The 25,380-nt window shown below is 73.0% G+C and carries 22 protein-coding genes; 15 read left to right on the forward strand and 7 right to left on the reverse strand.

The annotated features are described in order from the left end of the window. Nucleotides 1-374: 374 nt before the first annotated feature. The 6 genes from VF746_12820 to VF746_12845 all read left to right on the forward strand — a co-directional run bounded on the left by VF746_12820 (nucleotide 375) and on the right by VF746_12845 (nucleotide 5,610). Complete coding sequence (locus tag VF746_12820; protein ID HEX8693301.1) at nucleotides 375-833, forward strand: DUF4442 domain-containing protein; 459 nt, start codon at nucleotides 375-377, stop codon at nucleotides 831-833. Nucleotides 834-926: 93 nt separating this feature from the next. Further along, nucleotides 927-1,646: an energy transducer TonB gene (locus VF746_12825; GenBank protein HEX8693302.1), complete on the forward strand. Its 720-nt coding sequence runs from the start codon at nucleotides 927-929 to the stop codon at nucleotides 1,644-1,646. 115 nt (nucleotides 1,647-1,761) lie between these two features. Further along, a complete protein-coding gene (locus tag VF746_12830; protein ID HEX8693303.1) occupies nucleotides 1,762-2,397 on the forward strand; it encodes a sulfite exporter TauE/SafE family protein in 636 nt (211 codons plus the stop codon). 126 nt (nucleotides 2,398-2,523) lie between these two features. Next, the gene (locus VF746_12835; protein HEX8693304.1) at nucleotides 2,524-2,826 is read left to right on the forward strand and encodes a CDGSH iron-sulfur domain-containing protein; all 303 of its coding nucleotides are present in this window, start codon (nucleotides 2,524-2,526) and stop codon (nucleotides 2,824-2,826) included. A gap of 416 nt (nucleotides 2,827-3,242) precedes the next feature. Beyond that, the gene (locus VF746_12840) at nucleotides 3,243-4,247 is read left to right on the forward strand and encodes a universal stress protein (GenBank protein HEX8693305.1); all 1,005 of its coding nucleotides are present in this window, start codon (nucleotides 3,243-3,245) and stop codon (nucleotides 4,245-4,247) included. A 478-nt stretch (nucleotides 4,248-4,725) separates the two neighbouring features. Next, complete coding sequence (locus tag VF746_12845) at nucleotides 4,726-5,610, forward strand: sulfurtransferase (GenBank protein ID HEX8693306.1); 885 nt, start codon at nucleotides 4,726-4,728, stop codon at nucleotides 5,608-5,610. Between the two features lie 92 nt (nucleotides 5,611-5,702). Here VF746_12845 and VF746_12850 read toward each other — a convergent pair whose 3' ends face one another. Both VF746_12850 and VF746_12855 read right to left on the reverse strand, forming a co-directional pair. Next, the gene (locus VF746_12850; protein HEX8693307.1) at nucleotides 5,703-5,912 is read right to left on the reverse strand and encodes a hypothetical protein; all 210 of its coding nucleotides are present in this window, start codon (nucleotides 5,910-5,912) and stop codon (nucleotides 5,703-5,705) included. Nucleotides 5,913-6,083: 171 nt separating this feature from the next. Further along, nucleotides 6,084-7,484, reverse strand: coding sequence for an amino acid permease (locus VF746_12855; GenBank protein HEX8693308.1), 1,401 nt, complete (start codon nucleotides 7,482-7,484; stop codon nucleotides 6,084-6,086). Between the two features lie 311 nt (nucleotides 7,485-7,795). On the opposite strand from VF746_12855, the gene VF746_12860 reads away from it, so the two are divergent. From VF746_12860 to VF746_12885, 6 genes are all read left to right on the forward strand, one after another. After that, the gene (locus VF746_12860; protein ID HEX8693309.1) at nucleotides 7,796-9,052 is read left to right on the forward strand and encodes a heparan-alpha-glucosaminide N-acetyltransferase domain-containing protein; all 1,257 of its coding nucleotides are present in this window, start codon (nucleotides 7,796-7,798) and stop codon (nucleotides 9,050-9,052) included. 574 nt (nucleotides 9,053-9,626) lie between these two features. Beyond that, nucleotides 9,627-10,844: a hypothetical protein gene (locus VF746_12865; protein HEX8693310.1), complete on the forward strand. Its 1,218-nt coding sequence runs from the start codon at nucleotides 9,627-9,629 to the stop codon at nucleotides 10,842-10,844. A gap of 20 nt (nucleotides 10,845-10,864) precedes the next feature. Beyond that, nucleotides 10,865-12,475 carry a S41 family peptidase gene (locus tag VF746_12870; GenBank protein ID HEX8693311.1) on the forward strand — a complete coding sequence of 537 codons (1,611 nt, stop codon included), beginning with the start codon at nucleotides 10,865-10,867 and terminating at the stop codon, nucleotides 12,473-12,475. A gap of 177 nt (nucleotides 12,476-12,652) precedes the next feature. Beyond that, a complete protein-coding gene (locus VF746_12875; GenBank protein ID HEX8693312.1) occupies nucleotides 12,653-13,720 on the forward strand; it encodes a hypothetical protein in 1,068 nt (355 codons plus the stop codon). A 134-nt stretch (nucleotides 13,721-13,854) separates the two neighbouring features. Then, nucleotides 13,855-14,385, forward strand: coding sequence for a hypothetical protein (locus VF746_12880; GenBank protein HEX8693313.1), 531 nt, complete (start codon nucleotides 13,855-13,857; stop codon nucleotides 14,383-14,385). 173 nt (nucleotides 14,386-14,558) lie between these two features. Next, nucleotides 14,559-15,158 (forward strand): hypothetical protein, encoded by a 600-nt coding sequence (locus VF746_12885; GenBank protein ID HEX8693314.1) that lies wholly within the window; start codon nucleotides 14,559-14,561, stop codon nucleotides 15,156-15,158. 99 nt (nucleotides 15,159-15,257) lie between these two features. Here the strand turns inward: VF746_12885 and VF746_12890 are convergent, their stop codons facing one another. Further along, the gene (locus tag VF746_12890) at nucleotides 15,258-15,443 is read right to left on the reverse strand and encodes a hypothetical protein (protein ID HEX8693315.1); all 186 of its coding nucleotides are present in this window, start codon (nucleotides 15,441-15,443) and stop codon (nucleotides 15,258-15,260) included. Nucleotides 15,444-15,710: 267 nt separating this feature from the next. Here VF746_12890 and VF746_12895 point away from each other — a divergent pair, with 267 nt between their 5' ends. After that, complete coding sequence (locus VF746_12895; GenBank protein ID HEX8693316.1) at nucleotides 15,711-16,394, forward strand: lysoplasmalogenase; 684 nt, start codon at nucleotides 15,711-15,713, stop codon at nucleotides 16,392-16,394. 127 nt (nucleotides 16,395-16,521) lie between these two features. On the opposite strand, the gene uvrA is transcribed toward VF746_12895, so the two are convergent. Further along, entirely contained in the window at nucleotides 16,522-19,404 is a 2,883-nt protein-coding gene (uvrA, locus tag VF746_12900) for an excinuclease ABC subunit UvrA (GenBank protein ID HEX8693317.1), read from the reverse strand. 433 nt (nucleotides 19,405-19,837) lie between these two features. Between uvrA and VF746_12905 the strand changes: the two genes are divergently transcribed. After that, the gene (locus VF746_12905) at nucleotides 19,838-20,533 is read left to right on the forward strand and encodes a hypothetical protein (GenBank protein ID HEX8693318.1); all 696 of its coding nucleotides are present in this window, start codon (nucleotides 19,838-19,840) and stop codon (nucleotides 20,531-20,533) included. Between the two features lie 212 nt (nucleotides 20,534-20,745). Further along, nucleotides 20,746-22,047 (forward strand): glycosyltransferase N-terminal domain-containing protein, encoded by a 1,302-nt coding sequence (locus VF746_12910; protein ID HEX8693319.1) that lies wholly within the window; start codon nucleotides 20,746-20,748, stop codon nucleotides 22,045-22,047. Nucleotides 22,048-22,171: 124 nt separating this feature from the next. Here VF746_12910 and VF746_12915 read toward each other — a convergent pair whose 3' ends face one another. The 3 genes from VF746_12915 to ftsH all read right to left on the reverse strand — a co-directional run bounded on the left by VF746_12915 (nucleotide 22,172) and on the right by ftsH (nucleotide 25,142). Next, on the reverse strand, nucleotides 22,172-22,402 hold the full coding sequence (locus VF746_12915; GenBank protein ID HEX8693320.1) for a hypothetical protein: 231 nt from the start codon (nucleotides 22,400-22,402) through the stop codon (nucleotides 22,172-22,174). Between the two features lie 525 nt (nucleotides 22,403-22,927). Further along, nucleotides 22,928-23,098: a hypothetical protein gene (locus VF746_12920; GenBank protein HEX8693321.1), complete on the reverse strand. Its 171-nt coding sequence runs from the start codon at nucleotides 23,096-23,098 to the stop codon at nucleotides 22,928-22,930. Nucleotides 23,099-23,162: 64 nt separating this feature from the next. Continuing rightward, nucleotides 23,163-25,142, reverse strand: a complete 1,980-nt coding sequence (gene ftsH, locus VF746_12925) for an ATP-dependent zinc metalloprotease FtsH (protein ID HEX8693322.1) — start codon at nucleotides 25,140-25,142, stop codon at nucleotides 23,163-23,165. Nucleotides 25,143-25,380: the final 238 nt, after the last annotated feature.

Genomic DNA, 25,380 nt, shown 5'->3' on the forward strand with positions numbered 1-25,380 from the left:
TCCGGTAATCGGGCTCGTAGGGGCGAGGCATGCCTCGCCCGCTGCCAGTTGCAACGTCAAAGTTCGTCGAAGCGGGCCGGGCATGTCGCCGCGTGATGGCCTTCGGCCATCCGGGCGAGGCATGCCTCGCCCCTACGGGAAATTTCGATCGCGAATACCGAAGCAGATCGTCAATCAGCATCAACCGCCCGGACGAGATCCGCGGCCGCGCCGTCACCGATCCACGCGCAGGGTTCCTCGCGTGAGGGCCGGCCACCCGCCGCGTCGAGTAGATTCCTCGGTCGCGCCGGGCGCTCGTGCGGACGCGGCTTCGGCGCGGCGCTCCCTCGGAATGACGTTCTGAGGATTCCGGACGATCGACATCCACCACTCTCATGCCCGAATCGCTCAGGACGCGGATCGCCCGCGTGGGGTTCAACTTCTTCCCGGCGTACCGGGGGACGGGGGCGCGCATCACCTACATCGCCCACGACTGGCGGGAGATCCGCATCCGCCTGCCGCTCAGCTGGCGCACGCGCAACTACGTGGGCACCATCTTCGGCGGGAGCATGTACGGCGCGGTGGACCCCGTCTACATGGTGATGCTCATCCAGAACCTGGGGCCCGGCTACGTCGTCTGGGACAAGTCGGCCTCTATCCGCTTCCGCCGCCCGGGGCGCACCACCCTGCACGCCCGCTTCGTGCTCGACCAGGCCGAGCTCGACGCCATCCGCGCGGCGCTGGAGACCGAGCGGGCCGTCGACCGCACCTACCGTATCGAGCTCGCGGACGCCGGGGGCGCCGTCCACGCCGAGATCGAGAAGGTCATCCACGTCCGCCGCAAGGAGCGCTGACCGAAGGGGCTACCGTTCGGGCCAAATTTTCATAAATTGAAATCCTCCAGTGCTTTCCCCGCCTCTCGTGCAACTCTTTTGCATCTTCCGACCATGCGCTTCCGCAGTGCTTTCCCCGTGGCCTTCGCCGCCGCGCTCGTCCCGGCCGTGATCCCTTCCGCCGCCCGCGCCCAGCTCGCACGGGAGCGGCCGGAGCAGCCGTGCAGCGTGGTGCCCGACACCGCCGTGGTGCCCACGCCGAAGCAGGTCCAGGAGCGGCGCGAGCTGCGGGCGCGGCTGGACAGCATCGGGCGGGCGAACGGGATCGCCGCGCCGGCGGGGCTGCTGCTGGTGGACGTGAACGCCGAGCGCCAGGGGAAGGTGATCTTCATCGACGCCAACTACCCGCAGCCGGTGGTGGACGCCGCCACGCGCTCCGTCGCCGAGTACCTCGCCACGCTCCCGGCGGGGAAGGCGTACCAGGCGCTGGTGCGCATCGACGGCGACTACCCGGCGCTCGCTCCCGGGCGGCGCCACTGCCCGCCCGTGCTCGCCAACCGCGACACCCTGAGCGACCTGATGCAGCGCGTGCTGCGGCGCCACCCCGACGCCGGCAGGCTGAGCGCGCCCGTGTCGAAGCGCGCGGTGGTGCGCCTGGTGGTGAGCCGCGAGGGCGCCGTGAGCTACGCCGAGGTGGAGCAGCCCACGGGCGACGCCGCCATCGACCCCTACGTGGAGACGATCGCCCGCAGCCTGCGCTTCCTCCCCGCCCGGCTCGACGACACCGCCTACGACACGCGCTTCCGCTTCACGATGACGTTCACCGTCCGGTGACCCGCGGCGGGCGGTGATTGACGCTCCCCGGCGGCGAGGGTAGACTCCTGCACGCGCGGACGGGACCTGGCGTTCCGCCCGCGCGCGCTTTCGTCCGGCCTCTCTCCCGCGACCCATGCAGACCCTCCCGCTCCTGACCGCGCTGGTCGCCGGCTTCGCGCACGCGCTCGAGGCCGACCACATGGCCGCCGTCACCACCTTCGTGTCGCGCCGGCCCCGGCCGCTGGAGGCGGTGGGGTTCGGGCTGCGCTGGGGGATGGGGCACTCGGCGGCCATCTTCGTGGCGGGCTCGGCGCTGATCGCGCTGGGCGTGCGGCTGCCGGACGGCCTGGCGCGCGGGCTGGAGTTCGGGGTGGGGACGATGCTGCTGGGCCTGGGCCTGTGGCTGCTGTGGAGCGTGCTGCACGAGCGCGCGCACCGCCTGGCGGACGGCCCCGGCCACGCGCACGGGCACCAGCACCGGCACGGCAGCCTGTGGGTGGGCGTGGCGCACGGGCTGGCGGGGACGGCGCCGCTGGTGGCGATCCTCCCCGTGGCGACGGCGCACTCGCCGTGGGGCGCGGGCGCGTACCTGCTCCTCTTCGGCGTGGGCACCACGCTGGCGATGGGCCTCTACGCGGTGGTCGCCGGCCTGGTCTTCCACCACGCCGGCAGCCGCGTCCGCGCGCTGGGCGGCACGCTGCGCGCGGCGACGGCGCTCGGCAGCGCGGCGCTCGGGGTGGTGTGGATGGCGGGGGCGCTCGGCATCTGAAGTGCGTGAGTGGGGAAGGGCGCTTGAAGTCCTTAGTCCTAAGTGCTTAGTGCCAAGTGCTTGGGGGACGCGAGGCGCGTACTTTCGCACTCTCGCACTTTCGCACTTTCGCACTCGGAGGTGGAGATGTCGGACGGGCAGCCGCAGCCGGAAACGCAGCCGCAGGTGACGATCACGGTGCGCGAGAACGGGCCGTACCGCGTGGAGGGGCCGGTGCGCATCATCGACGCGGACGGCACCGAGTACCCGGTGACGCCGGGGAAGCCGGTATCGCTCTGCCGCTGCGGCGGATCGACGAGGAAGCCCTTCTGCGACGGCACCCACTCGCGCATCGGCTTCGCGGCCGCCGAGCGCGCCGTCCGCCAGGCCGACGCCGAGGCCGGAGGAAGCCCGGGCTCGACTCCGAATCCCCCGGCGCCGTCATCCTGAAAGACCGTCGAGAAGGTCGGACCGGCGGTTCCACGCGGCCCCCGCGCCGGGCGGGCGAACCCGCGGCCCCGCGGCTACAACGGCGAGAAGCCTGCCTGCGCAGGCTGGTTCCGCGCGGGACCGGCCTCCGGCGCGGAAAGCCGGGTTCCCGGCCGGTTGACCTGCGCGGCGGGCGCTTTACATTGCGGGGCACGGGGATACGCGCGTTTTCCGCCGCGCGCCCCGTGACGACGCGGCGTCCGCGCCAGGCCGGCCCGGACGCCCTGCGTCGCCGCCCGGGCCACGGCCAGGCGGCCATGACGATCCGTCCGACGCACCACGCGAGCCTTCCGCACGTCTGAGCTCCAGACGCGGGGGGCTCGCATTCGTCTTCCGGCTCCCGGCCCGCAGGTTCCACCGTCCGCAAGGAGGTGCGCATGTACCGCTCGATCCTGGTCCCCCTGGACGGAACCTACTTCGGCGAGCACGCGCTCCCCCCCGCCCTGGCCATCGCGCGGAGGACGGGGGCGAAGCTGCACCTGGTGCACGTGCACGTCCCCGAGGGCTCGTGGAGCGCGCTGGGGGCGCTGCCGCAATGGGGCGCCAGCTTGCGCGACGTGGTGGTGCAGCGCGAGCAGGGGTACCTGCGGGAGGTGATGGAGCGCATCTCGCGCCTGGCCGGCGTCCCCGTGGACGCGCAGGTGCTGGACGGCCCCATCGCGCGCACCCTGGCCGAGCAGGCGATGGAAGCCGACGTGGACCTGGTGGCGCTCAGCACGCACGCCCGCACCGGCGTGAGCCGGCTCTGGCACCACGGGGTGGCCGCCTACCTCACCCGCCACCTGAGCGTGCCGCTCCTGATGGTGCACGCACCCGACCGCCCGGCCGAGATCGAGCGCGAGGCGGGCTTCGGGCGCGTGCTGCTGCCGCTGGGGGGCAAGGCGTACAACGAGCGGGTGCTGGACCACGCGGTGGAGCTGGGCCGCGTGTTCGGCGCGCGCTACACGCTGCTGGAAGTGGTGGCGCCGCCGGTGGAAATGGGGTACACGCTGCTGGGCAGCGAGGGCCACGTGAACGAGTTCCAGCTCGAGAGCCGGCGCGAGGAGGCGCTGCGCTACCTGGACGGCGTGGCCGACAAGCTGCGCCAGCGCGGGCTGGAGGTCGACGCCGACGTGGTGGCCTCGGGCGACGCGGCCACGGGGATCGTGGAGTACGTGGAGCGCGCGGAGGGCGGCGTGGACCTGGTCGCCATGGAGACGCACGGGCTGGGCGGCGCGGCGCACCTCTTCACCCCCAGCGTGGTGGAGAGCGTGGTGCACGACACGCGCGTGCCCGTGCTGGTCCACCACACCGCCGAGGCCCCGCGCGCCCCCGAGGAGGAGCCGGCCGCCGAGCCGGAGATGGGGTGGTCCCCGCACCACCGGGACCCGATCGCGCCGTAGCGGCTGGGCGGTTGTCGGATGGACGGAAATGCGCATGCGGGAATGCGGGTCGACCCGCGACCTGGAACCACGGGAAGCCTCGCCGGCCGCCGATCTCGCGTGACGCGGGACCGCGGCGGGCGAGGCTTCGGGCATCTTCGCGCGGAGCGCTGGGCAGCTCGGACGGGATTAGGATCGGCGGCGAACCGTAGCAGGAGCGAGTTCGACGGAAATCAATAATCATTCTTGACAGGGACGGGGCGGTCCGGATAGCATGTCGCCATGAGCCGCGTACGCCGCGCCCGCGCTTCGTGTACCTGCCTCCGCTCCCGGGCGGGGGGCGCGGGGATGCGCGCCGCGCGCGGCTGACGCGCGGGACGGACGGGGAGCTTCGGGCCCCGCGCACCACCCGGAACGCCTCCGCGTCCCGGGCTTTTTTCGTCTCTCAGGCGGCTTCCGCGCCGGGCGTGGGGCCGTACAGACCAGAGGGGAGGGCACCATGGCCACCGTCACCGGGCAGAAGCCGATCGAGGAGCGCGGGTACGCGCACCCCGACGCGCTGGTCTCCACCGAGTGGGTCGCGCGGCACCTGGACGACCCGGGCGTGCGCATCGCCGAGAGCGACGAGGACGTGCTGCTGTACGACGTGGGGCACGTCCCCGGCGCGGTGAAGATCGACTGGCACACCGACCTGCAGCACCCGCTCCAGCGCGACTACCTGGACGCCGAGCACTTCGCGCGGCTCATGCGCGAGAAGGGGATCGGGCCGGACACCACCGTGGTCTTCTACGGCGACAAGAACAACTGGTGGGCCACCTACGCGCTCTGGGTGTTCCGCCTGTTCGGGCACGACCGGGTGAAGGTGATGGACGGCGGGCGGAAGAAGTGGGAGGACGAGGGGCGCCCGCTGACCACCGACGTCCCCAGCCATCCGCCCGCCGACTACCCGGTGCCGGAGCGCGACGACGCGAAGATCCGCGCCTTCCGCGAGGAGGTGCTGGAGCACGTGCAGCGCCGCGGGCAGCTGGTGGACGTGCGCTCGCCCGAGGAGTTCCGCGGCGAGAAGCTGCACATGCCCGAGTACCCGCAGGAGGGCGCGGTGCGCGGCGGCCACATCCCGGGGGCGAAGAGCATGCCCTGGGCGCGCGCCGTGAACCCCGACACCGGCGAGTTCCGGAGCGCCGACGAGCTGCGCGAGCTGTACGAGGACCAGCTCGGGCTCAGGCCCGACGAGGAGACCATCGCCTACTGCCGCATCGGCGAGCGCTCGTCGCACACCTGGTTCGCGCTCACCTACCTGCTCGGCTGGCCCAGGGTGCGCAACTACGACGGCTCGTGGACCGAGTGGGGGAACTCGGTGCGGCTGCCGATCGAGAGGCCGTGAGGAACAGAAGTGCGAAAGTGCGAGAGTGCGAAAGTAGGAGCCGGGCCGGCGCGGAATCCCCGCGCCGGCCCGGTTCTCGTCCCGTCCTCGAGTCAGATGAAACAGCGGCAGCCGCGGCCCTCGCAGAAGCCGGAAACCCCGTACTGCGTCTGGCACTTCTTCTCGCAGGAGTCCTGCGTGCAGCCGCGGAAGCCGGCGTCCGCGCGGGCGGGCGAGGCGAGCGCCTGGACGGCCCCGAACCCCAGCGTCGCCGCGAGCCCGGCGGCGAACAATCCCCGGCGCAGGATGGCGGTCGTGCGCATACTTCCTCCTCATTCTACAGGTGAGGCTGGATCGGGTGAGCGACGGGCGACGCCGCACGATTCACGCCCTGGAGCGGCTCCGAACTCTCCGCCCGGACCGAATCGGCTCGCGGGGAGTTGCCGTTGAAGCCTCGCGGGGTTTGCGAGGCTTTCTGCGTTGTTGCCGCGGCTTCAGCCGCCCTTCCCCAACCCTGTGGCCCCCTCGCCGGACGCCGCCCCCCGCGTGGCGAACCAGATGTAGAGTGGCATCCCCGCCAGCAGCACCAGGAAGCCCCACAGCGCCACCTGCGGCCCCACCCCGTAGACCGTGTACATCACGAACACGAAGGCGACGGGAGCCACCAGGTGCGCGCGGCGCCGCTCGCGCGGGGTGTAGCGCGCCGGGTCGCGGCGGGCCAGCATCAGCTCGGCGGCGGCGGCGTAGAGGTGCGGGATCAGCGTCGTGAGCACCGCCAGCAGCACGATGAAGTTGAAGACGCCCAGCAGCGTTTTCTGGAAGTAGAGCAGCAGCATGGCGCTGGCGACGGCCGTCCCGACGATCAGCCCCACGTGCGGGGTGCCGAAGCGCGGGTGCACGCGGCCCAGCCCGCGGAAGAAGATCCCGTCGCGCGCGGCGGTGAGCGGGATGCGGCCGGCCATCAGGATCCACCCGTTCAGCGTGCCGATCCCCGCCACGATCGCCACCACGCCGATCACGGCGCCCGCCCACGGTCCCAGCGTGCGCTCGGCCGCCATCGCCACCGGGCGGGCGGACGACGCGACGTCGGCCGTGGGCATCGCGCCGGTCACCGCGACGGCGGCCACCAGGAAGATGAGGGTGGCCAGCGCGTAGCCCAGCATCGTCCCGCGGCGGATGGTGCGCTCGGGGCGCTGCACCTCCTCGGCCGGCACCGTGGCCGACTCGACGCCCGAGTACGCCCACACCACCAGCGCCGCCCCCGCCGCCAGCGAGCCCCAGCCGTGCGGGGCGAAAGGGGTGAAGTGCGCCAGGCGCACGCTGGGCAGCATCGCCAGCGAGACGAGCAGCATCGGCACCGAGGCGGTGAACATCACGGCGATCTGCACGCGCGCGCCCTGCCGCACGCCCAGCACGTTCACCAGGCAGAGGCCCCAGAGCAGCGCCTGCGCCAGCAGGAACTGCAGCAGCGTGCTCTCCGCCAGCCGCGGCGAGAAGCCTACCGCGTAGCCCACCACGCCGGTGGCGATCCCCGCGTTGCCGATTACGGCGCTGAACCAGTACGCCCACACCGCCTGGAAGCCGGCGAACTCGCCGAACGCCTCGCGCGCGTACACGTACGGCCCGCCGGTGAGCGGGTAGCGCGTGCCCAGGCTGGCGTAGACGAGCGCCACGAACAGGTACCCCGCGGCGGTGAGCGCCCACGCCGCCACGCCGAGCGGCCCCGTGGTCTGGGCGAGCGACGCGGGGAGCGTGTAGACCGAGGTCCCCACCATGTTGCCGACCACGAGCGCCACCGTCCCCAACAGCGTGAGCCCGCGCACCAGCGAGGGGCGGGAGGGAGGCGCGGGCGCGTCGGCCGCCGGGGCGGAGGTGGAGGGCGCGGGATTCGTCACGGGGCGGATCGGCGGAAGGTCGGGCTCGGCGGGGACGAACGAATGTGCGCGGGACCGCGGCGGATGACAAGCGCGGAGGCCCTCTCCCCGGCGCCCGAGGGTTGTTCGCCGGCTGTCCCCTGTACCCTGTTCCCTGTCCCCTGCGGTTGAAGCCGTCCTCGCGACTCCCTTACAACTTCCATACGGCGGGAAAACATCCGTGGCCCCGCCGCCGCCCAGTGTTCCCGGTGCGAAGTGCTGGACGGGCCGGGGCCGGCGACGTAGCATTGCCTCGACCTTCCGGTGAGCCCACGCCCCGCCCACGACCGCCGATGTCGACCGTCACCAGCGAGATCCCCTCCGTCCACGTGGCCGGCGCGCAGGCGCCCGCCGCCCGGGCGCGCATCGACTCCGTGGACCTGCTCCGCGGGCTGGTGATGGTGATCATGCTGCTGGACCACACGCGCGACTTCAACAGCCGCGTCGCCTTCCTCTTCGACCCCAGCAACCTCGAGCGCACCACGGTCGCGCTCTTCCTCACGCGCTGGATCACGCACTTCTGCGCGCCGGTGTTCGTGCTGCTGGCCGGCACCGGGGTGTTCCTGCGCGGCGCGCGCGGGACGGGCAAGGCCGAGCTGTCGCGCTTCCTGGTGACGCGCGGGCTCTGGCTGATGCTGCTGGAGTTCACCCTGGTCCGCTTCGTGGTGGTGCTCAACCTGGACTACGCGGCGTTCCCCGGCTTCATGCAGGTGATCTTCGCCCTGGGCCTGGGGATGGTCGTGCTCGCCGCGCTCGTCCACCTGCCGGTGCGCTGGGTGGCGGCGATCGGGGTGGCGATCGTCGCGCTGCACAACCTGCTGGACCCCGTGCGCGTCACGCCCTGGGCCGGGCCGGGCTCTCCCGCCCCGGGGGCGCTCCAGGCGCTCTGGATGGTGCTGCACCAGCAGGGGTTCATCGTGGCCTTCGGCCGGCCGGTGCTGGTGCTATACCCGGTGCTGCCGTGGATCGGGGTGATGGCGGCGGGCTACGCGCTGGGCGCGGTCTACACCTGGGAGCGGGAGCGGCGCCGGCGCTTCCTGCTGCGGCTGGGGGCGGGGCTCACCGCGGCGTTCGTGGCCCTGCGCCTGCTCGACGTCTACGGCGACCCGAACGGGTGGAGCGTGCAGAAGAACGCGGCCTTCACCGTCCTCTCGTTCCTGAACACCGTCAAGTACCCGCCCTCGCTCCTCTTCCTGCTGATGACGCTGGGCCCGGCGCTCATGGCGCTCGCCTGGTTCGAGCGCCCGGAGCGCGGCTGGCTGGGGCGCGCGCTGGTGACCTTCGGGCGGGTGCCGCTCTTCTTCTACGTCCTGCAGTGGATCGCCGCGCACGGGCTCGGGATCGCCGCCGGGCTCGTCGCCGGTCAGACGATCGCGCACCACTTCCGCGACCCCTTCACCAACGCCGCGAACCCGCCCCAGGGCGTGGGCTTCAGCCTGGGCGTCGTCTACCTGCTCTGGCTCCTGGGCGTGCTCCTGCTCTACCCCCTCTGCCGCTGGTTCGCGGGAGTGCGGCAGCGGCGCAAGGAGTGGTGGCTGAGCTACCTGTGAGCCACCGGGTTCGGCAAAGACTTTCCGCACGCGGAGTCGGCGGAGTCGGCGGAGGGGTTCCTCTGCTGACTCTGCTTCTCTGCGTGAGACCTGCCGTTTTCCCGGACATCGGCTGCGCCGGAGTCGTGGGTCGAAGAAGGGAAGCACGCGGTGAGACCTGCGTGCCTCGGGAGGCTGCGCCATAAATGTCCCATTAATCGCACGTCGATCCACGGTCAAGAGCAATCTCCTCATGACATAAGCCCTTCTCTGACAATCGGATCGGGAGATGTTCCCCGCGAGCGGCACGCGGGGAACGCCGTTTGCTTGGGGACAATGATCGTGCAGACGGAGTCGAACGGACCCACCGGGGCAGGCGTGCGCGAGATCGCGTGGGAAGTCCCCTTCCGCTGTCTTGCGGAAATCCAGGATTGGCCCCAAATTGTGTCCCGGGTGCCGCGCCGTATGTTTCCGCGCGGCCGCCGATAGTCCCCCGCGCGTGCCTCCGTTTTCGTTTCCGCACCGCCATCATCCAGCTCCTTCAGCCACGCCCGGCCGCCCTGGACGCGCGCCGGCCCCTCACGAGAGCATCCCCATGCGTGCCCTGATCCTCGGCCTCGCCCTCACGGCGGCGGCGCACCCGCTCGCGGCGCAGCGCGTCCGCGTGCACGACGTGCCGCCACGCCCGGCGCTCTTCGCCAGCGCCGACACCAACAGCGCCGCCACCTACTACATCTGGGGGAGCCAGAACCTGGAGCGCGACCCCGCCCGGGCCGCCGCCGCGTTCTACTGGGCGTACCGCCTCAACCCGCGCTGGGCCGACGCGCTGTACGCGCGCCGCGTGGCCCTGCACCTGGCGGACCCCAGCCGGCTGGTGCGCTACATGGACCGCGTGCGCGGCACCGTCCGCAACCCCGAGGTGATGGCCATCGACTCGCTGCACCTGCGGGCGCTCACCATCGACCCGTTCCTGGTGGGGAAGTTCGACCGCATCCTCATCACCCAGTGGCTGATCCACTCGGTCAACCAGGAGATGTCGCGCGGGGGCGGGAGCGGGAACATGGCGCTGGCCCACCACGTGGTGCAGACCTGGTTGATGGACAGCCGCGCCGACCCCTACATGCGCGCCTGGTACGCCTACAGCGAGGGGCGCTACCCGGCGGCCATCGAGCAGTACGAGCGCGAGCTGCGCCGCGCCCGCCGCGACGAGAAGGCGCGCTGGCGCACCGACCTCGGCCGCCTGCACTTCCTGTCGGGGAACAACGACAGGTCGCTGGAGCACTTCGCGGCCGCCATCCAGGAGATGCGCGCCGAGGACCAGCGCGACGTGGTGTTCGTCTACGAGTCGAAGGCGCTGCTGGAGCAGAGCATCGGCGCCGTGCACGAGAAGGCGGGGAACACGGCCGCCGCCCGCGAGGCATACGGGCGCGCCCTCACCGAGGACCTCTCGTACTACCCGGCGCACCAGCGGCTCGCCTGGCTGGCGCTGGCCGCGGGCGACACGGCGGCCGCGGTGAGCGAGATGGCGCTGGCGGCCGAGGTGGCGAAGGACGACGGCGTGGTGCAGTACGAGCACGGGCTGATCCTGGCCATGGCCGGGAAGGCCCAGGAGGCGGACGCCGCGCTCAAGCGGGCGGTGGCGGTGGAGCCGTACTTCGCCGAGCCGTACCTGGCGCTGGCGCGCCTGCACGACGCCAGCGGGCTCCCCGAGGCGCTGGAGCACTACCGCGCCTTCCTGGCCCACGCCACCCGCGACCACCCGCAGCGCCCGGCCGCCGAGGCCCGCGTCAGCGCGCTGGCCGCCGCCCGGTGACCCGCGGGGCGAGCATGGCGATGAGCCTCCGGAAGAGCCTCGCCGGCGCCCTGGCGCTCCTGCTCGCGGCCGCGCCGGCAGCCGCGCAGCAGGGGCCGCTGCGCCCGCGCACGGCGTACGAGGACCTGCAGATGTTCAGCCAGGTCCTCAACCAGATCCGCGTGAACCACCCCGACTCGATGGACACGCACGAGCTGTTCATGGCGGCGGTGGAGGGGATGATCCGCGCGGCCGACCCGCACAGCTACGTGATCCGCGCCGCGCGGCTCGCGCCCGAGAAGCTGCGCGAGTACGAGGCCGGACGCCTCTTCCCGGTGCCGATCGACTTCCGCTACGTGGGCGGCTCGCCGGTGGTGGCCAGCGTGGCGCCGGGCTCGGCCGCGGCGCGGCAGGACATCCTCCCCGGCGACGTGCTGGTGGCGGCGGACGGCCAGCCGGTGCGGGCCGAGAGCCCCCTGGAGCTGGAGGTGGCCCTCGCCGGCCCGCGCGGCTCCACGGTCGGCCTGCGCTTCGAGCGCGAGCGCGGCGACGGCAGCCGGGTGGAGCTCGACCGCCCGGTGCGCCGCGAGCGGGTGGAGGAGGGCACCGCCGTCCCCGCCGCGTTCCTGCTGGACGCCCGGACGGGCTACATCCGCGTGACCACCTTCGCCAACGACAGGACGGCCGACGACCTGCACGACGCGCTCAAGGCGCTGGAGCGCGGCGGGATGCAGCGCCTGGTGCTGGACCTGCGCGACAACGGCGGCGGCCGGGTGGACCAGGCCGCGCAGGTGGCCGGCGTCTTCCTCCCCGGCGGGGCGGTGGTCTACAGCTCCGAGGGGCGCAAGCCGGAGCTCAGCGAGACGGTGCGGGTGCGCCGCTCGCTCTTCTCCCCCGGCGAGCGCCGCTACCCCGTGGTGGTGATGGTGAACGAGGGGACGGCGAGCGCCTCGGAGCTGGTGGCCGGGGCGCTGCAGGACCACGACCGCGCGCTGGTGGTGGGACGGCCCACCTTCGGCAAGTCGCTGCTGATGCAGGGCTTCCCGATGACGGACGGCTCGGTGATCGTGCTGGTGGTGGGGCACGTGAAGACGTCCTGCGGCCGGGTGGTGCAGCGCCAGTACCGCGAGGTGCGCTCGACCGAGTACTACCGCCTGGCCCACGCCGCGCGCGACACGGTGGGGCGCCCCTCGTGCCGCACCGACCGCGGGCGCACCGTGTACGGCGGCGGCGGGATCTACCCCGACGTGGTGCTGCAGGAGACGGAGCCGGCGCCGGTGTGGCTGGCGCGCCTGTACGAGGACGACGTGGTCACCCGCTGGGTGGCGGCGTACCTGACGGCGAACGCGGCGGCCTTCACGACGCCCGAGGCGCTGGCGGCGAGCCCCAGCCTGCCGGCGGGCGCGCTGGCCGACTTCCGCGCCTTCGCCGGACGCCAGGGGCGGCAGGTGCCCGCGGGCGCCGAGGTGGACGCCCGCCTGCAGCGCGAGCTGGTGGGGCGAGGCGGGCTACTACCGCGTCGACGCCGTCCTCGACGAGCAGGTGCGGCAGGCCGTGGCCCAGTTCGGCCGCGCGGCGGAGGTGCTGGGGCCGGTACAGTAGCCGGCTCTGCAAGCAAACTGAAAAGCATCACACGGAGTCAACGGAGTTAACGGAGTCGAAGGGGGTTTTTCTCTGTTGACTCCGTTGACTCCGTGTGAGACCTGATCAGGTGGGGACGGAGGGAGAATCGAGCCCGCTCGGAGCGCTCTCCGGGGCGGGCTCGCTGCGTCCGTGACATCCGGCCCGGAAGCTGTTATCAGTTCCCATCCCCCTGCTGGAGCCGTAGCATGTTCGCACGACGAGCCGCTTCCGTCCTCCCCCTCCTGCTCGCGCTCTCACTCCCGGGCTGCGGCTCGGTGAGCGACGCGGCGGAGACGGATCCGCCGCCCGCCGGGGTCGAGCCGGCGGGGACGATGGTGCCGATCAACGACCTGGGGACGGGGACGTACCTGGGGTTCCAGGGCGGGCTCTACCCGGGCGGGAGCAGCGCGCCGCCCGCCGACCACCGCGACGCCGGGCTGGCGGCCGCGCGGCGCATCCGGCCGCTGGACTTGAGCGGCGCCCCGAGCGCCGCGGGGAAGTACGTGCTGCTCTCCATCGGGATGTCGAACACCACGCAGGAGTTCTGCTCGGCAGGCGGCAACCCGCCGTGCGACGCGTGGACGTTCGGCGGGCAGGCGGCGGCCGACCCGGCGGTGAACCACGCCACGCTGGCCATCGCCAATGGAGCGCGGGGCGGGCAGGTGGCCGAGGCGTGGGACTCGCCCGCGGACCCCAACTACGACCGCATCCGCGACAGCGTGCTGGCGCGCCAGGGCCTCGGCGAGCGGCAGGTGCAGGTGGTGTGGATGAAGGTGGCGCACGCGCGGCCCTCCGTCTCGCTCCCCGATGCGGGCGCCGACGCGTACGCGCTGGAGACCGACATGGGCGAGATCGCCCGCGCGCTCAAGGCGCGCTACCCGAACCTGCAGCAGGTCTTCGTCAGCAGCCGCATCTACGCGGGGTACGCCACCACGAACCTGAACCCGGAGCCGTACGCGTACGAGTCGGGCTTCGCGGCCAAATGGCTGGTGGAGGCGCAGATCCGGCAGATGCGCGGCGGCGGGGTCGATCCGCGCGCGGGCGACCTGAGCTACACCGGCGGCCGGGCGGCGTGGATCGCCTGGGGCCCGTACCCCTGGGCGAACGGCGCCACGGCGCGCTCCGACGGGCTGCGCTGGGTCACGAGCGACTTCGAGGGCGACGGAACCCACCCGGCGCAGTCCGGCGAGCGCAAGGTGGGGACGATGCTGCTCGGCTTCTTCAAGAATTCGCCCGTCACCCGCTGCTGGTTCGTCGCCGGACAGGCCTGCTGAGGCCCGGTCGGCCGTGGCTGGGGGCGTGACCGAAGAGGCGGTCCCCGGGCGTTCATCCCCCGCACCGGGCAACCCGGCCCGCCGCGCGGGGGTCCAACGGACCGGGACGTCGATCCGCTCGCGGGAGGTGGAGCATGGGGTTCTTCGCACGGCGGCTGCGCGGCGCGCTGGCGCGGGTGCGGCCGGTTCACCTGGAGCCGCTGGCCGTGCTCGCGGCGGCGCTGGCGCTGAACGCGCTGGCGGCGCGCGGCGCCCGCCCGGTCGAAACGGGCGGCCCCGCCGTGCTGGAGCCGGGGCGGACGGGCCCCACCGTGCTCGAGCCGGGGCAGCGGATGCACGTGGCGTACGAATCGACCAGCTGCTTCCACAGCATGCGGGCATCGATCTCCCTCACGCCCCAGCCCGAAGGCAGGCTGCGCTACTCGTCGTCCGTCGAGGACCTGGCGCGGCGGGGTACCCGGTCGGGCGTGCTGGACCCGGCCCAGGTCGCGCGGCTCGAGCGCGGGCTGGCCTCGTACCGCCGCGGATCCGGCTGCCGGAGCACGATCACGCAGAAGGTGACGATCACGATCTACGAGCAGGGGATTCCCGTGCGCAGCGAGCGGTACCGCCGGTCGTGCGCGGAAGCGGACGAATTCGACTTCGCGGAGCTGCTGCCGATGTGACGGCTTCGCCGCGGCGGCATCGATCCGGATCAGGGACGGGAGGCGCGGACCGGGCGCCTCCCGTTCTTGCGTTTCCGGTGCGGCGCGGCGCTTGCCGGTGGCGGCGCGGGAGCAGCATCGTATCATGGAGGGGGATTCCCCGTCCGAGGCGCTTCGTTGCCGTGAGGTCCACAATGCTCAGGAAATACGTGATTGCCCCGGCCGTGCTGGCGCTGGCGCTCGCGGGGTGCTGGTGGCAGCCGCGGCGCGAGGGGATGTACTTCCGCACCCGCCTGGTGGCGGTGGAGCGCGCGCCGCAGGCGGGAGCGGCCGGCGGCGCGGCCACCGCGATCGGCGAGCCGGACTCGGGCGTCTTCGTGTTCGAGGACGAGTTGATCCGCTTCCGCACCCGGGCCAGGACCGCCGGCATCCGCTTCCGGCTGCTGAACAAGACGGGCGCGCCGCTCACCATCGTGTGGAACGACGCGCAGTTCGTGGACGCGCTGGGCACCGAGCACCGGGTGATGCGCGCGGGGAGGGACTTCCGCCGCCGCGAGCACAACCCGCCCCCCGTGGTGGTGGCCGCGGGCGCCGAGCACCGCGACGGCGCCATCCCCATGGTACGGATGCAGACCCCGGAGGGCGAGGTGCACCAGGCGGTGCAGATCCTCCCGCACGAGTACGACCCGACGGACCGGCGCGTGGCGCTGCGGCTGCCGCTGGAAGCGAACGGCCGGCGCTGGGTCTACACCTTCTGGTACAGGATCGAGGACCGGTACGACGACTACCCGTAACCATCCGGGCGCCGCACGACGCGCGCGCGACGGCCCCGCCGGGGAGACCGGCGGGGCCGTCGCACGTCCTGCGCCTTCATCGTGCGGGAAGCGGGCTCGTCAGCAGGCGGGGCAGGCCAGCTTGCCGGTGCCGCACACCCACTGCGTGTTGACGGCGCAGGTGAGGTTGATGGAGGCGTACTCGCTCTCCGGAACCGCGATCTTCGGGGTCACCTCGAAGGTCTGGACGATCAGCGAGTCCGGCGAGAGCGGCGTGCGCGGACGCTTGACGGTGGTGTCCTTCATTGTTTCCTCCGTCGCAGAGGGGGTGGGAAACGGCCGGTGGTCAGCGAAACGTAACGAATGGCGCGCCGGTGGTGAACCGGGCAGGACAAACTGATGCGCCGACGCTTCCGCGAGCTCTCGCAACATCACCCGTGACCAGGGCCGTCCAGGCGGATCGGCCGCGCACACCCGTCCGGCGGCCTCGGCGAAGCCGTTGCGCACGGCCCTGCGGCCCGTCATCGTGCAGCGGCCGCGCCTTCCCCGCCCCGCCTCGCCGCCGAGCCCGCCGTGGACTACGCCGTCGTCGTCCATCCCGAGCGCCCGCTGTACTGGTGCGCCGCCATCCTGGCCTCCGCGCTGCTCACGATCACCGCGGAGGCGCGGGGGTGGCGGACGGGGGTGTACGTCTTCAAGCCGCTCACCACCCTGCTGGTGCTGGGGCTGGCGCTGTTCGAGGGGAACAGCGTCTACCCCTGGTACCAGTTCTTCGTCGTGGCGGGGCTCCTGTTCTCGCTGGCGGGCGACGTGTTCCTGATGCTGCCGCGGGACCGCTTCGTGGCGGGGCTGGCGAGCTTTCTCCTCGCGCACCTGTGCTACATCGGCGCGTTCGGCATCGCGGTCTCGCGGCGCACGCCGCTGATCGTGGGCGCGCTGCTGCTGTGGGGGTTCGTGCTGCTGCGCGTGCTGTGGCCCGGGCTCGGGCGGCTCCGGGTGCCGGTGATCGTCTACGCGGCGGTGCTGCTGACGATGGCCTGGCAGGCGTGGGAGTACGGGGCGCCGGACTTCGTGGGCGAGCTCCTGCGCGGGTACGGGTGGGCGGCCCCCGCGGGCGCGACGCTGTTCGTCGTCTCCGACTCCGCGCTCGCCGTCGACCGCTTCGCCCGGCCGTTCCGCCACGCCCCCGCGCTGGTGCTGGCCACGTACTACGCCGCGCAGACGCTGATCGCGCTGTCGACGATCCAGATGTGGTAGGGCCCCTCATGCGACCACCCTCTCCCAGCTTCGGGGGAGAGGGTGGACTCTACGCTTCGGCCCGGGTGCGGGATGCGGTTGAAGCCTCGCGCAGTTTGCGAGGCTTTCTGCTGTTGTTGCCGCGGCTTCAGCCGCCCGCGACCCCCGCCACGACCGACGGCTGGAGGATGCGCGCCAGGTAGCCCCCCGTCAGGCTTCCCGGCACCTGCGCCACCTGCTCGGGGGTGCCCATCGCCACCACGCGGCCGCCCTCGGGGCCGGCGCCGGGGCCCAGGTCCACCACCCAGTCGGCCGTCTTGATCACGTCCAGGTTGTGCTCGATCAAGAGCACCGTGTGCCCCGCCTCCACCAGGTGTCCCAGCACGCGCAGCAGCTTGCGGATGTCGTCCAGGTGCAGGCCCGTGGTGGGCTCGTCGAGGATATAGAGCTTGTTGCCGCCCCGGCGCGCCCCCAGCGCCAGCTCGCGCGCGATCTTGATGCGCTGCGCCTCGCCGCCCGAGAGCGTGGGCGCCGGCTGGCCCAGGCGCAGGTAGCCCAGCCCCACCTGCTGCAGGTGCCAGAGCTGCTGCCCCAGGCGGTCCTCCTGCAGGAAGAAGCGGATCGCCTCGTCGATGGTCATGTCCAGCACGTCGCGCACGCTGGCCTTGCGGTAGCGCACCTCCAGCACCTCGGGCTTGAAGCGCGCGCCGCCGCACACCTCGCAGGGCACGAACACGTCGGCCATGAACACCATCTCCACCTGCACCTGCCCCTCGCCCTTGCACGCCTCGCAGCGCCCGCCCGCCACGTTGAACGAGAAGTGCCCCGGCCCGAAGCCGCGCTTCCGGGCCTCGGGGAGCGAGGAGAAGATGCGCCGCACCTCGTCCCACGCCTTGATGTAGGTGACCGGGTTGGAGCGCGGCGTGCGCCCGATCGGGCTCTGGTCCACCAGCACCACCTCGTGCAGCAGCCCCGTCCCGGTCAGCCGGTCGTAGGCGCCCACCACGTCGCCCAGGTGGCGCTTGGCGCTGGTCTCGCCGCCCGACAGCTCGCGCTCCAGGGCGCGGTAGAGGACGTCGTGCACCAGCGTGCTCTTCCCCGACCCCGACACGCCGGTCACCACCGTCAGCACCCCCAGCGGGATCTCCACCCGCTCGCCGCGCAGGTTGTGCTCGCGCGCCCCCTCCAGCCTGAGCCGCGGGCCGGTGACGTGCCGCCGGCGCGCGGGGACCGGGATCTCCTCGCGCCCCGACAGGTAGCGCCCGGTGAGCGTGTCGGCCCGGAGCAGCTCGTCCAGCGTCCCCTGGAACACCAGGCTGCCGCCGCGCTCGCCGCTCCCCGGGCCCAGCTCCACCAGCCAGTCGGCCAGCCGCATCGCCTCGGGATCGTGCTCCACGACGAGGACCGTGTTGCCGTGCTCGCGCAGCCGCACCAGCAGGCGCAGCAGGCGGTCGTTGTCGGCCGGGTGCAGGCCGATGGTGGGCTCGTCCAGCACGTAGAGCGTGTCCACCAGCCGGCTCCCCAGCGAGTTGGCCAGCGTGATGCGCTGCGCCTCGCCGCCCGAGAGGGTGCGCGTCTGCCGGTCGAGCGTCAGGTACCCCAGTCCCACGTCGTCCAGGAACCCCACGCGCGCGTCCAGCTCCTTGAGCACCTGCTCGGCGATCCCGCGCTCCTGCGGACTGAGCGGCGTGGCCGGGCAGTCCTCGCCCCCCGCCACGCCGTCCGCGCGCAGCGCCGCGAGCCACGCGCGCAACCGCGTGAGCGGCAGCTGCGACACCTCGGCGACGGTGCGGCCGGAGACGCGCACCCGCAGCGCCTCGGGGCGCAGCTTGGCGCCGTCGCACACCGGGCAGGTCTGCGCCGTCTGGTACTGGCGGATGAAGACGCGCACGTACTGCTTGTAGCGCTTCTCCTCCAGGTCCTCGAAGAACGAGTAGAGCCCCTGGAAGCCGCGCGCGCCGTGCAGCACCTTGCGGCGGAAGTCCTCCGGCAGCTCGCTCCACGGCTTGTCGGCCGAGACGCCCTCGCGCTTGGCGAAGTCGAAGAGCTTCTTGCGGCGCCCCTCGTAGCGCGGCATCCGCCAGGGGTCCACCGCCCCCTCGCGCAGCGAGCGCCCCGGGTTGCAGACGATCAGCGACTCGTCGAAGCGCAGCACCGCGCCGAAGCCGGTGCACTCCGGGCAGCTCCCGTACGGGTTGTTGAAGGAGAAGAGCTGCGGCGAGGGCGTGGCGAACTCGATCTGCGGGTGGTCGGGGCAGCGGAAGCGCTCGGTGAAGCGCAGCCGCGGGCCGCCCACGGGGACCACCACCGCCTCCCCCTCCCCTTCCGCGAACGCCGTCTGCAGCGAGTCGGCCACCCGCGCGCCGTCGTCCGGGTCCACGCGCACGCGGTCCACGACGACGAGGAGCTCGCCCGCCTTCGTCAGGTCGAGGCCCGCCTCGTCCGGCAGCTCGTCCAGGTGCAGCTCGCGCCCGTCGGCCAGCACGCGCAGGAAGCCGAGCGCGCGCAGGTTCTCGACGACGAGCGCGTGGGTGACCTTGGCCGAGAGCGGGAGGGGGAAGCAGACCATGGCGCGCGTCCCCGCCGGCAGGGCGAGCACGGCGTCGGTGGCCGACTGCACGGTGTCGGGGCGGATCTCGCGGCCGCAGGGGCTGTCGGGGTGGCCGGGGCAGAAGGTGCGGCCCACCCGCGCCCAGAGGAGGCGCAGGTAGTCGTAGACCTCGGTGGCGGTGCCGACGGTGGAGCGGCTGGTCTTGGTGGGGTTGCGCTGCTCGATGGCCACCGCGGGAGAGATGCCTTCGACGCGGTCGACGTCGGGCTTCTCCATGCGGTCGAGGAACTGCTTGGCGTAGGTCGAGAGCGATTCGACGTAGCGCCGCTGCCCCTCGGCGTAGACGGTATCGAAGGCGAGCGAAGACTTCCCCGAGCCCGAGGGCCCGGTGACGACGACCACCGCCCTCCGCGGGAGGTCGAGGTCCAGGTTCTTGAGGTTGTGCTGCCGCGCCCCGCGGATGACGATCTTGTCCTTCATGGCGCGGGAATGATAACCGATCCTGGTGCGAAGTGCGAAGTGCGAAGTGCGTGAGTGCGTGAGTGCGTGGGTACGTGAGTACGTAAGTACGTAAGTACGCTCACCCCACCCGGTGTCATTCTGAGGGAGCGCCCGCTCCGACCCGGCCTCCGCGACGAAGCCTGGGCGCGACCGAAGAATCTACTCACCCCCGCCTGGTGGCCTGCCCGCCCGCGCCGAGCCCGCCCCCGCCGTCGCGCGCAGCGCCGAAGTCCCTCCCCTGAAGTTCGGGGGAGGGACAGGCGCGCCAGGCGCCAGGGCGGGGGCTTTCCGCGGCCGCGCCGGAGCCGCCCGAAGCGCACGGGGCGGCGCGCGGTCCGGTCCGGGCGCCTCGCGCGTTCTTTAGCGGGCGAAGACGAGGGTGAACCGGTCCGATCATCCGGAGAGGCGCGGCATGCGCAAGTTCGCGGTCCTGCTGCTGGTGCCGGCGCTGCTGGGGGGCTGGTGCACCAGGAACACGCTTCCCACGATGAAGCTGCGGGTGGACGAGGGCTCTCCTCCGGACCGGCCGGTGTTCGAGGCCTCCTTCGGCGAGACGCCGCTCCTCTCGGTCGGCGAGTTCGCGGTGGCGCGTTGCCGGCCGCACCAGCTCCGCAGCGTGGTGTGGCAGATCGAGCGCGCCAGCCCGCCCCGCTCGCAGGCGCCGCTGCGCATCACCTACGGGCAGACGCCGCCGGGCTTCCGCGAAGTGGTCGCGCCCCGGCCGCTCCAGCCCGGCTGCTACCACGCGCTCGCCACCACCCCGGGGGCCGCGTCGCTCGCCTTCCGCGTCCTCCCCGACTCGATCGTGGCGGGCGGCCCCGACTGGCAGAGCGGCGTGTTCACCGACCGCGAGATCGAGCGCGCCGCCGTCCACTGCGTCCGCCGCTACCGCCGCGCCCGGGCCGGCGCCGACACCCTGGCCGTCGACCAGGCCGTCCAGCCCGTCGCCGACACCAGCGTCGCCTGCGGCGACCTGCGCACCCGCTGGCCCGAGCTGCTCGAGGAATCGCAGAGCAGCGAGCGCCGGTACCTGGAGATCGCCGGCAGCATCGCCGCGATCATCGCCCTCCTCGCCATCAGCGACGCGCTGGACCTCAAGTCCCGGTAGCCACACGGATGCGGATCGGGCGTGCCCCTCCGCATTCGCACTTCGCACTTCGCACCTCGCACTGCCGTCCTGGGCGTGTCCCTCCGCTGCGCTCCGGGCCGGGCTGCGCGCGCATCCCTCACGCGAGTCTCGTGCGGTCGAAGCCTCGCGGGGTTTGCGAGGCTTCCCACGGTTGTTGCCGCGGCTTCAGCCGCCCCTGTACCTTGGCGCGCATGCCGCTCGCCGAAACGCTCTACGCCGCCGCGGTGCGCGCCGCCCGCCCCGTGCTCCCGCTGCTCGCGCGCGGCGACGGCAAGCTCGCGCGCGGCATCCGCGGGCGGCGGGGCGTGCTGGAGCGCATCGAGGCGTGGGCGCAGGGGCACCGCGACCCGTCTCGCCCGCTCGCCTGGTTCCACGCCCCCAGCGTGGGCGAGGGCCACCAGGCGAAGGCCGTCGTCGAGCGCTTCCGCGCCCGCCGGCCCGACGCGCAGGTGGTCTACACCTTCTTCTCCCCCTCCGCCGAGCGCTTCGCCCGCACCGTCCCCGCCGACTTCGCCGACTACCTCCCGCTCGACGCCCCGGCCGACGTGCGGCGCGCCCTCGACGCGCTGCGCCCGGACGTGATCGCCTTCTCCAAGTACGACGTGTGGCCCGTGCTCACGCGCGAGGCCGCCCGGCGCGGCGTGCGCCTGCTGCTGCTCTCCGCCACGCTCCCGCCCGGCTCCGGGCGCCTCCGCGGCCCCGCGCGCGCGCTGCTGGCCCCCGCCTACCGGCGCCTGGACGCCGTCGCCGCCATCTCGCCCGGCGACGCGGAGCGCTTCGCCGCGCTGGGCGTCGCCCCGGAGCGCCGCACGGTGATGGGCGACGCGCGCTTCGACCAGGTGTGGCGCCGCGCGCGCACCGTCGACCCCGAGTCGCCGGTGCTGGCGCGGCTCGGCGGGTTCGGCGGCGTCACCCTGGTGGCCGGCTCCACCTGGCCCGAAGACGAGCGCCGCCTCCTCCCCGCCCTCGCCAGGCTGCGCGGCGACGGCTTCCTGCTGCGGCTGGTCCTGGTCCCGCACGAGCCCACCCCCGCGCACCTGGCGCACGGCGAGGCGCTGCTGGACCGGCTCGGCCTCTCCCACGCGCGGCTGTCGGCGCTCGGCCCCGCGCCTGCGCCCGACGTCGTGGTGGTCGACAGCGTGGGCGTGCTGGGCGACCTGTACGCGCTCGCGGACGTCGCCTACGTGGGCGGGGGATACGGGACGGCGGGGCTGCACTCGGTGCTGGAGCCGGCGGCGTTCGGCGCGCCCGTGCTCTTCGGCCCGCGCCACGAGAACGCGCGCGAGGCCGCCGCGCTGGTCGAGGCCGGCGGCGGGATCCCGCTCCCCGAGGGCGAGTGGCCGGGGAGCGAGCTGCGCGCGCTCCTGGTCCACCCCGGAGAGCGCCGCCGCCGCGGAGACGCCGCCCGCGCCTACGTCGAGGCCAACCTCGGCGCCGCCGGACGCGGCGCCGGGCTGGTCGAGCGCTTCCTCCCGGCCGCGGGACCGCGCTGAGACGCGCGGGCGCGGAGGTAGGCCTGTTCCCCGCGCCACCGCGCGAGCTCCGGGAAAGAGCCGGCCGCGAACGGCGTCCGTTCGCGGCCGGCCCGGCGGACCAGGTCAGGTCCGGATCAGACGGTCAGCGGAAGAAGCACTGGCAGAACCTGCCGTTGCAGAACCCCCCGGTGCCGCCGATCTCCACGCAGTAGGCGTCGCAGTCGCAGCCGCCGTTCCTGCAGTCGCCGGGGCACGCCCGGGCCGAGGGCTGCGGCGTGGGCGCCGCGAGCGCCTGCGCGGCGCCGAACGCCAGCACCGCCGCCACCGCCGAGGGGAACAGCACCGCGCGGATGGATCGGGCTACACGTGTCATGATCACCTCCGGAGGAAGGCGCAATGAGCCCGACGTGCAGCAGCTCTGGACCCAGGACGATCGGCACACCTGGACGATGCGGCTCAGTAGTAGCAGCTGCAGGAGACGGCGCCGCAGAAGCCGCCCGAGTAGCCACGGCGGCGGCAGTCGGAGTTGCAGCTGAACTCGCTGCAGTACAGCGAGTCCTTTCAGTCCGTCGCGGGTGGCGGGCCCGCGAGCGCCTGGGACGCGCCGAAGCCCAGCGCGAGCGCCGTCACCGACGCGAGGAGGGCCTTCCGCAGGTGCATCACCATACGAACCTCCGTGGCGAGGGTCCAGGACACCGGCGCCATTCGCCGGCGCCTCCAACCATTCCGCACCACGCAATGTACGGCAGCCGGAGACCCGCACGCAATGTCGTCTCCAAACGAAAGTCGCCCCTCGTCAACGGGCGGTGGATTCGAGTGCCTGCCTGCGGCGCGCAAGAACGCCCGGCGCCCCCAGGGGAGCGCCGGACGCCGGTTTACGTTGTCCCGGATCGCGCGATCAGGCCCCGTCCCGCTCGCCCTCCGCCTGCGACGGCTTGTTCTCGGGCGAGCCCTCGCGGCGGCGCTCCTCGGCCGGCACCGGGCGCTCGGGGGCGGGCTGGTCCTGCTCCGCGGCCGAGTGCGGGCTCTTCTCCTGGTAGCGCGGGTCCTTCCCCTGGTTCGCTTGCATGCGGCTCCTCGTCGTCACGTCGGGTCGTCCCGGGCCGGCGCACTTCGCACCTCCCACTTCGCACTCAATCCGCCGCCGAGCTCGCCGCCCTCGCCTCCTCGTCGCCGATGGCGCCGTTCACCGGCGGCGTCACCACCACGCGGTCCTCCGAGGGCTCGTGCCTGCGCGGGGGCAGGTGCATGATCTCGCGCAGCTCGCTCTCGTCCACCACCTCCTTCTCCAGCAGCCGCTTGGCCAGCACCTCCAGCACCCCGCGGTCGTCGGTGAGGATGCGGCGCACCCGCTCGTAGGTGCCGTCGATCAGGCCGCGCACCTCGCTGTCGATCTCGCGCGCCGTCTCTTCCGAGTACTGGCGCCCGCCGGTGTGGTCGCCGTCGGCCTGCAGGAACTGCAGCCGCCTGGGCCCCGACAGGTTCACCGGGCCCAGCTCGCGGCTCATCCCGTACTCCATCACCATGCTGCGCGCCAGCTCCGTCACCCGCTCCAGGTCGTTGCCGGCGCCCGTGGAGATCTCGTTGAAGACGATCTCCTCGGCCACCCGCCCGCCCAGGAGCACCGCGATGCGGTCCATCAGCTCCTGCTTGGTGAGCAGGTAGCGGTCCTCGGTGGGGAGCTGCTGCGTGTACCCCAGCGCCGCCACCCCGCGGGGGATGATGGAGATCTTGTGCACCGGGTCGGCCGTGGGGACGCGCTCGGCCACCACCGCGTGGCCCGCCTCGTGGTAGGCCACGATGGTGCGCTCCTTCTCGTTGATCAGCCGGTTCTTCTTCTCCAGCCCCGCCACGATGCGGTCCACCGCGTCGTCGACCTCCTGCATGGTCACGTGCGGCTGGTCGCGCCGCGCGGCCAGCAGCGCCGCCTCGTTGAGCAGGTTGGCCAGGTCGGCGCCCACGAAGCCGGGGGTGCGCCGGGCGATCCGCTCCAGCTCCACCTCGGGCGCCAGGGAGATCCCCTTCGAGTGGATCTTGAGGATGGCGAGCCGCCCCTTCACGTCGGGCCGGTCCACCAGGATCTGCCGGTCGAAGCGCCCGGGGCGGAGCAGCGCCGGGTCCAGGATCTCGGGGCGGTTGGTGGCCGCCATGATGATCACCGCGATGCGCGGGTCGAAGCCGTCCATCTCCACCAGGAGCTGGTTCAGCGTCTGCTCGCGCTCGTCGTTGCCGCCCAGCACCCCGCCCGGCGTGCGGGCCTTGCCCAGCGCGTCCAGCTCGTCGATGAAGATGATGCACGGCGCCTGCGCCTTGGCCTGGGCGAACAGGTCGCGCACCCGCGCCGCGCCCACGCCCACGAACATCTCCACGAACTCGGCGCCCGAGAGCTGGAAGAAGGTGACGCCCGCCTCGCCCGCCACCGCGCGCGCCAGGAGCGTCTTCCCCGTCCCCGGCGGGCCCACCAGGAGCACGCCCTTGGGGATCTTGGCCCCCAGCCGGGCGAACTTCTCGGGGTTCTTGAGGAACTCGACGATCTCCTGCGTCTCCTGCCGGGCCTCGTCGACCCCCGCCACGTCGTCGAAGGTGACGCCGGTGCCCTCCTCGCCCACGATGCGCGCGCGGCTCTTCCCCACGGTGAGCACGCCCTGCGTGGGGTTCATCCGCCGCATCACCAGGGTCCAGAAGAGGATCAGGATGGCCAGCGGGAAGAGCCAGATGAGGAGCTGCCAGAGGCGCCCCTCCTCGACGCCCTCGTAGCGGACGTTCTGCTGCTCCAGCAGCGCCACCAGCTGCTCGTCGGGGAGCGCGGGCGGGCGGGTGGCGCTCCACTGCCGCACCCCCGAGCTGTCGCGGATGGCCGCCCTGGGCACGGCGACGATGGTGGTGGGCCCGATGCTGACGCGCTCGACCTGCCCGGCCTCGATGCGCTCCTTGAGCTCGCTGTACAGCATGCGCCCCGAGCGCTGCGAGCCGCCCCAGAGCAGCATGAGGGCGACGAGCGCGAGGAAGGCGAAGAGGAGGGGTCCGGCGCCGAGCTTCGGCCGCGCGCCGCCGCCGCGGCGACGGTCCGGGGCCCCTCTGCGTCTGTCGTTGGGAAGCGGAGAGTCAGCCATGCCGCGCGGGGGGCGCAAGGTTCGGACCACGCACGGCCCGCCGCCGCGGCCCCTTTCCGCGTCTCCCGAGTCCGCCGCGGCGTGCTGCGCCCCGCGTACCAGCCGCCGCGCACTCACGCACTCACGCACTCACGCACTCTCGCACTCTCGCACTCTCGCACTCTCGCACTCTCGCACTCTCGCACTCTCGCACTCTCGCACTCTCGCACTCTCGCACTCTCGCACTCTCGCACTCTCG

This window comes from Longimicrobium sp., from assembly GCA_036389795.1.
Classification (GTDB): domain Bacteria; phylum Gemmatimonadota; class Gemmatimonadetes; order Longimicrobiales; family Longimicrobiaceae; genus Longimicrobium.

Bases quoted from the DNA above. Each gene is read 5' to 3' on its own strand.
- VF746_12830 (HEX8693303.1), top strand. From the start codon at position 1,762: ATGCAGACCCTCCCGCTCCTGACCGCGCTGGTCGCCGGCTTCGCGCAC.
- ftsH (HEX8693322.1), bottom strand. From the start codon at position 25,142: ATGGCTGACTCTCCGCTTCCCAACGACAGACGCAGAGGGGCCCCGGAC.
- VF746_12845 (HEX8693306.1), top strand. From the start codon at position 4,726: ATGGCCACCGTCACCGGGCAGAAGCCGATCGAGGAGCGCGGGTACGCG.
- VF746_12835 (HEX8693304.1), top strand. From the start codon at position 2,524: ATGTCGGACGGGCAGCCGCAGCCGGAAACGCAGCCGCAGGTGACGATC.
- VF746_12825 (HEX8693302.1), top strand. From the start codon at position 927: ATGCGCTTCCGCAGTGCTTTCCCCGTGGCCTTCGCCGCCGCGCTCGTC.
- VF746_12905 (HEX8693318.1), top strand. From the start codon at position 19,838: ATGCGCAAGTTCGCGGTCCTGCTGCTGGTGCCGGCGCTGCTGGGGGGC.
- VF746_12910 (HEX8693319.1), top strand. From the start codon at position 20,746: ATGCCGCTCGCCGAAACGCTCTACGCCGCCGCGGTGCGCGCCGCCCGC.
- VF746_12870 (HEX8693311.1), top strand. From the start codon at position 10,865: ATGAGCCTCCGGAAGAGCCTCGCCGGCGCCCTGGCGCTCCTGCTCGCG.
- VF746_12890 (HEX8693315.1), bottom strand. From the start codon at position 15,443: ATGAAGGACACCACCGTCAAGCGTCCGCGCACGCCGCTCTCGCCGGAC.
- VF746_12860 (HEX8693309.1), top strand. From the start codon at position 7,796: ATGTCGACCGTCACCAGCGAGATCCCCTCCGTCCACGTGGCCGGCGCG.
- VF746_12880 (HEX8693313.1), top strand. From the start codon at position 13,855: ATGGGGTTCTTCGCACGGCGGCTGCGCGGCGCGCTGGCGCGGGTGCGG.
- VF746_12915 (HEX8693320.1), bottom strand. From the start codon at position 22,402: ATGACACGTGTAGCCCGATCCATCCGCGCGGTGCTGTTCCCCTCGGCG.
- VF746_12820 (HEX8693301.1), top strand. From the start codon at position 375: ATGCCCGAATCGCTCAGGACGCGGATCGCCCGCGTGGGGTTCAACTTC.
- VF746_12920 (HEX8693321.1), bottom strand. From the start codon at position 23,098: ATGCAAGCGAACCAGGGGAAGGACCCGCGCTACCAGGAGAAGAGCCCG.
- VF746_12840 (HEX8693305.1), top strand. From the start codon at position 3,243: ATGTACCGCTCGATCCTGGTCCCCCTGGACGGAACCTACTTCGGCGAG.
- uvrA (HEX8693317.1), bottom strand. From the start codon at position 19,404: ATGAAGGACAAGATCGTCATCCGCGGGGCGCGGCAGCACAACCTCAAG.
- VF746_12850 (HEX8693307.1), bottom strand. From the start codon at position 5,912: ATGCGCACGACCGCCATCCTGCGCCGGGGATTGTTCGCCGCCGGGCTC.
- VF746_12865 (HEX8693310.1), top strand. From the start codon at position 9,627: ATGCGTGCCCTGATCCTCGGCCTCGCCCTCACGGCGGCGGCGCACCCG.
- VF746_12875 (HEX8693312.1), top strand. From the start codon at position 12,653: ATGTTCGCACGACGAGCCGCTTCCGTCCTCCCCCTCCTGCTCGCGCTC.
- VF746_12885 (HEX8693314.1), top strand. From the start codon at position 14,559: ATGCTCAGGAAATACGTGATTGCCCCGGCCGTGCTGGCGCTGGCGCTC.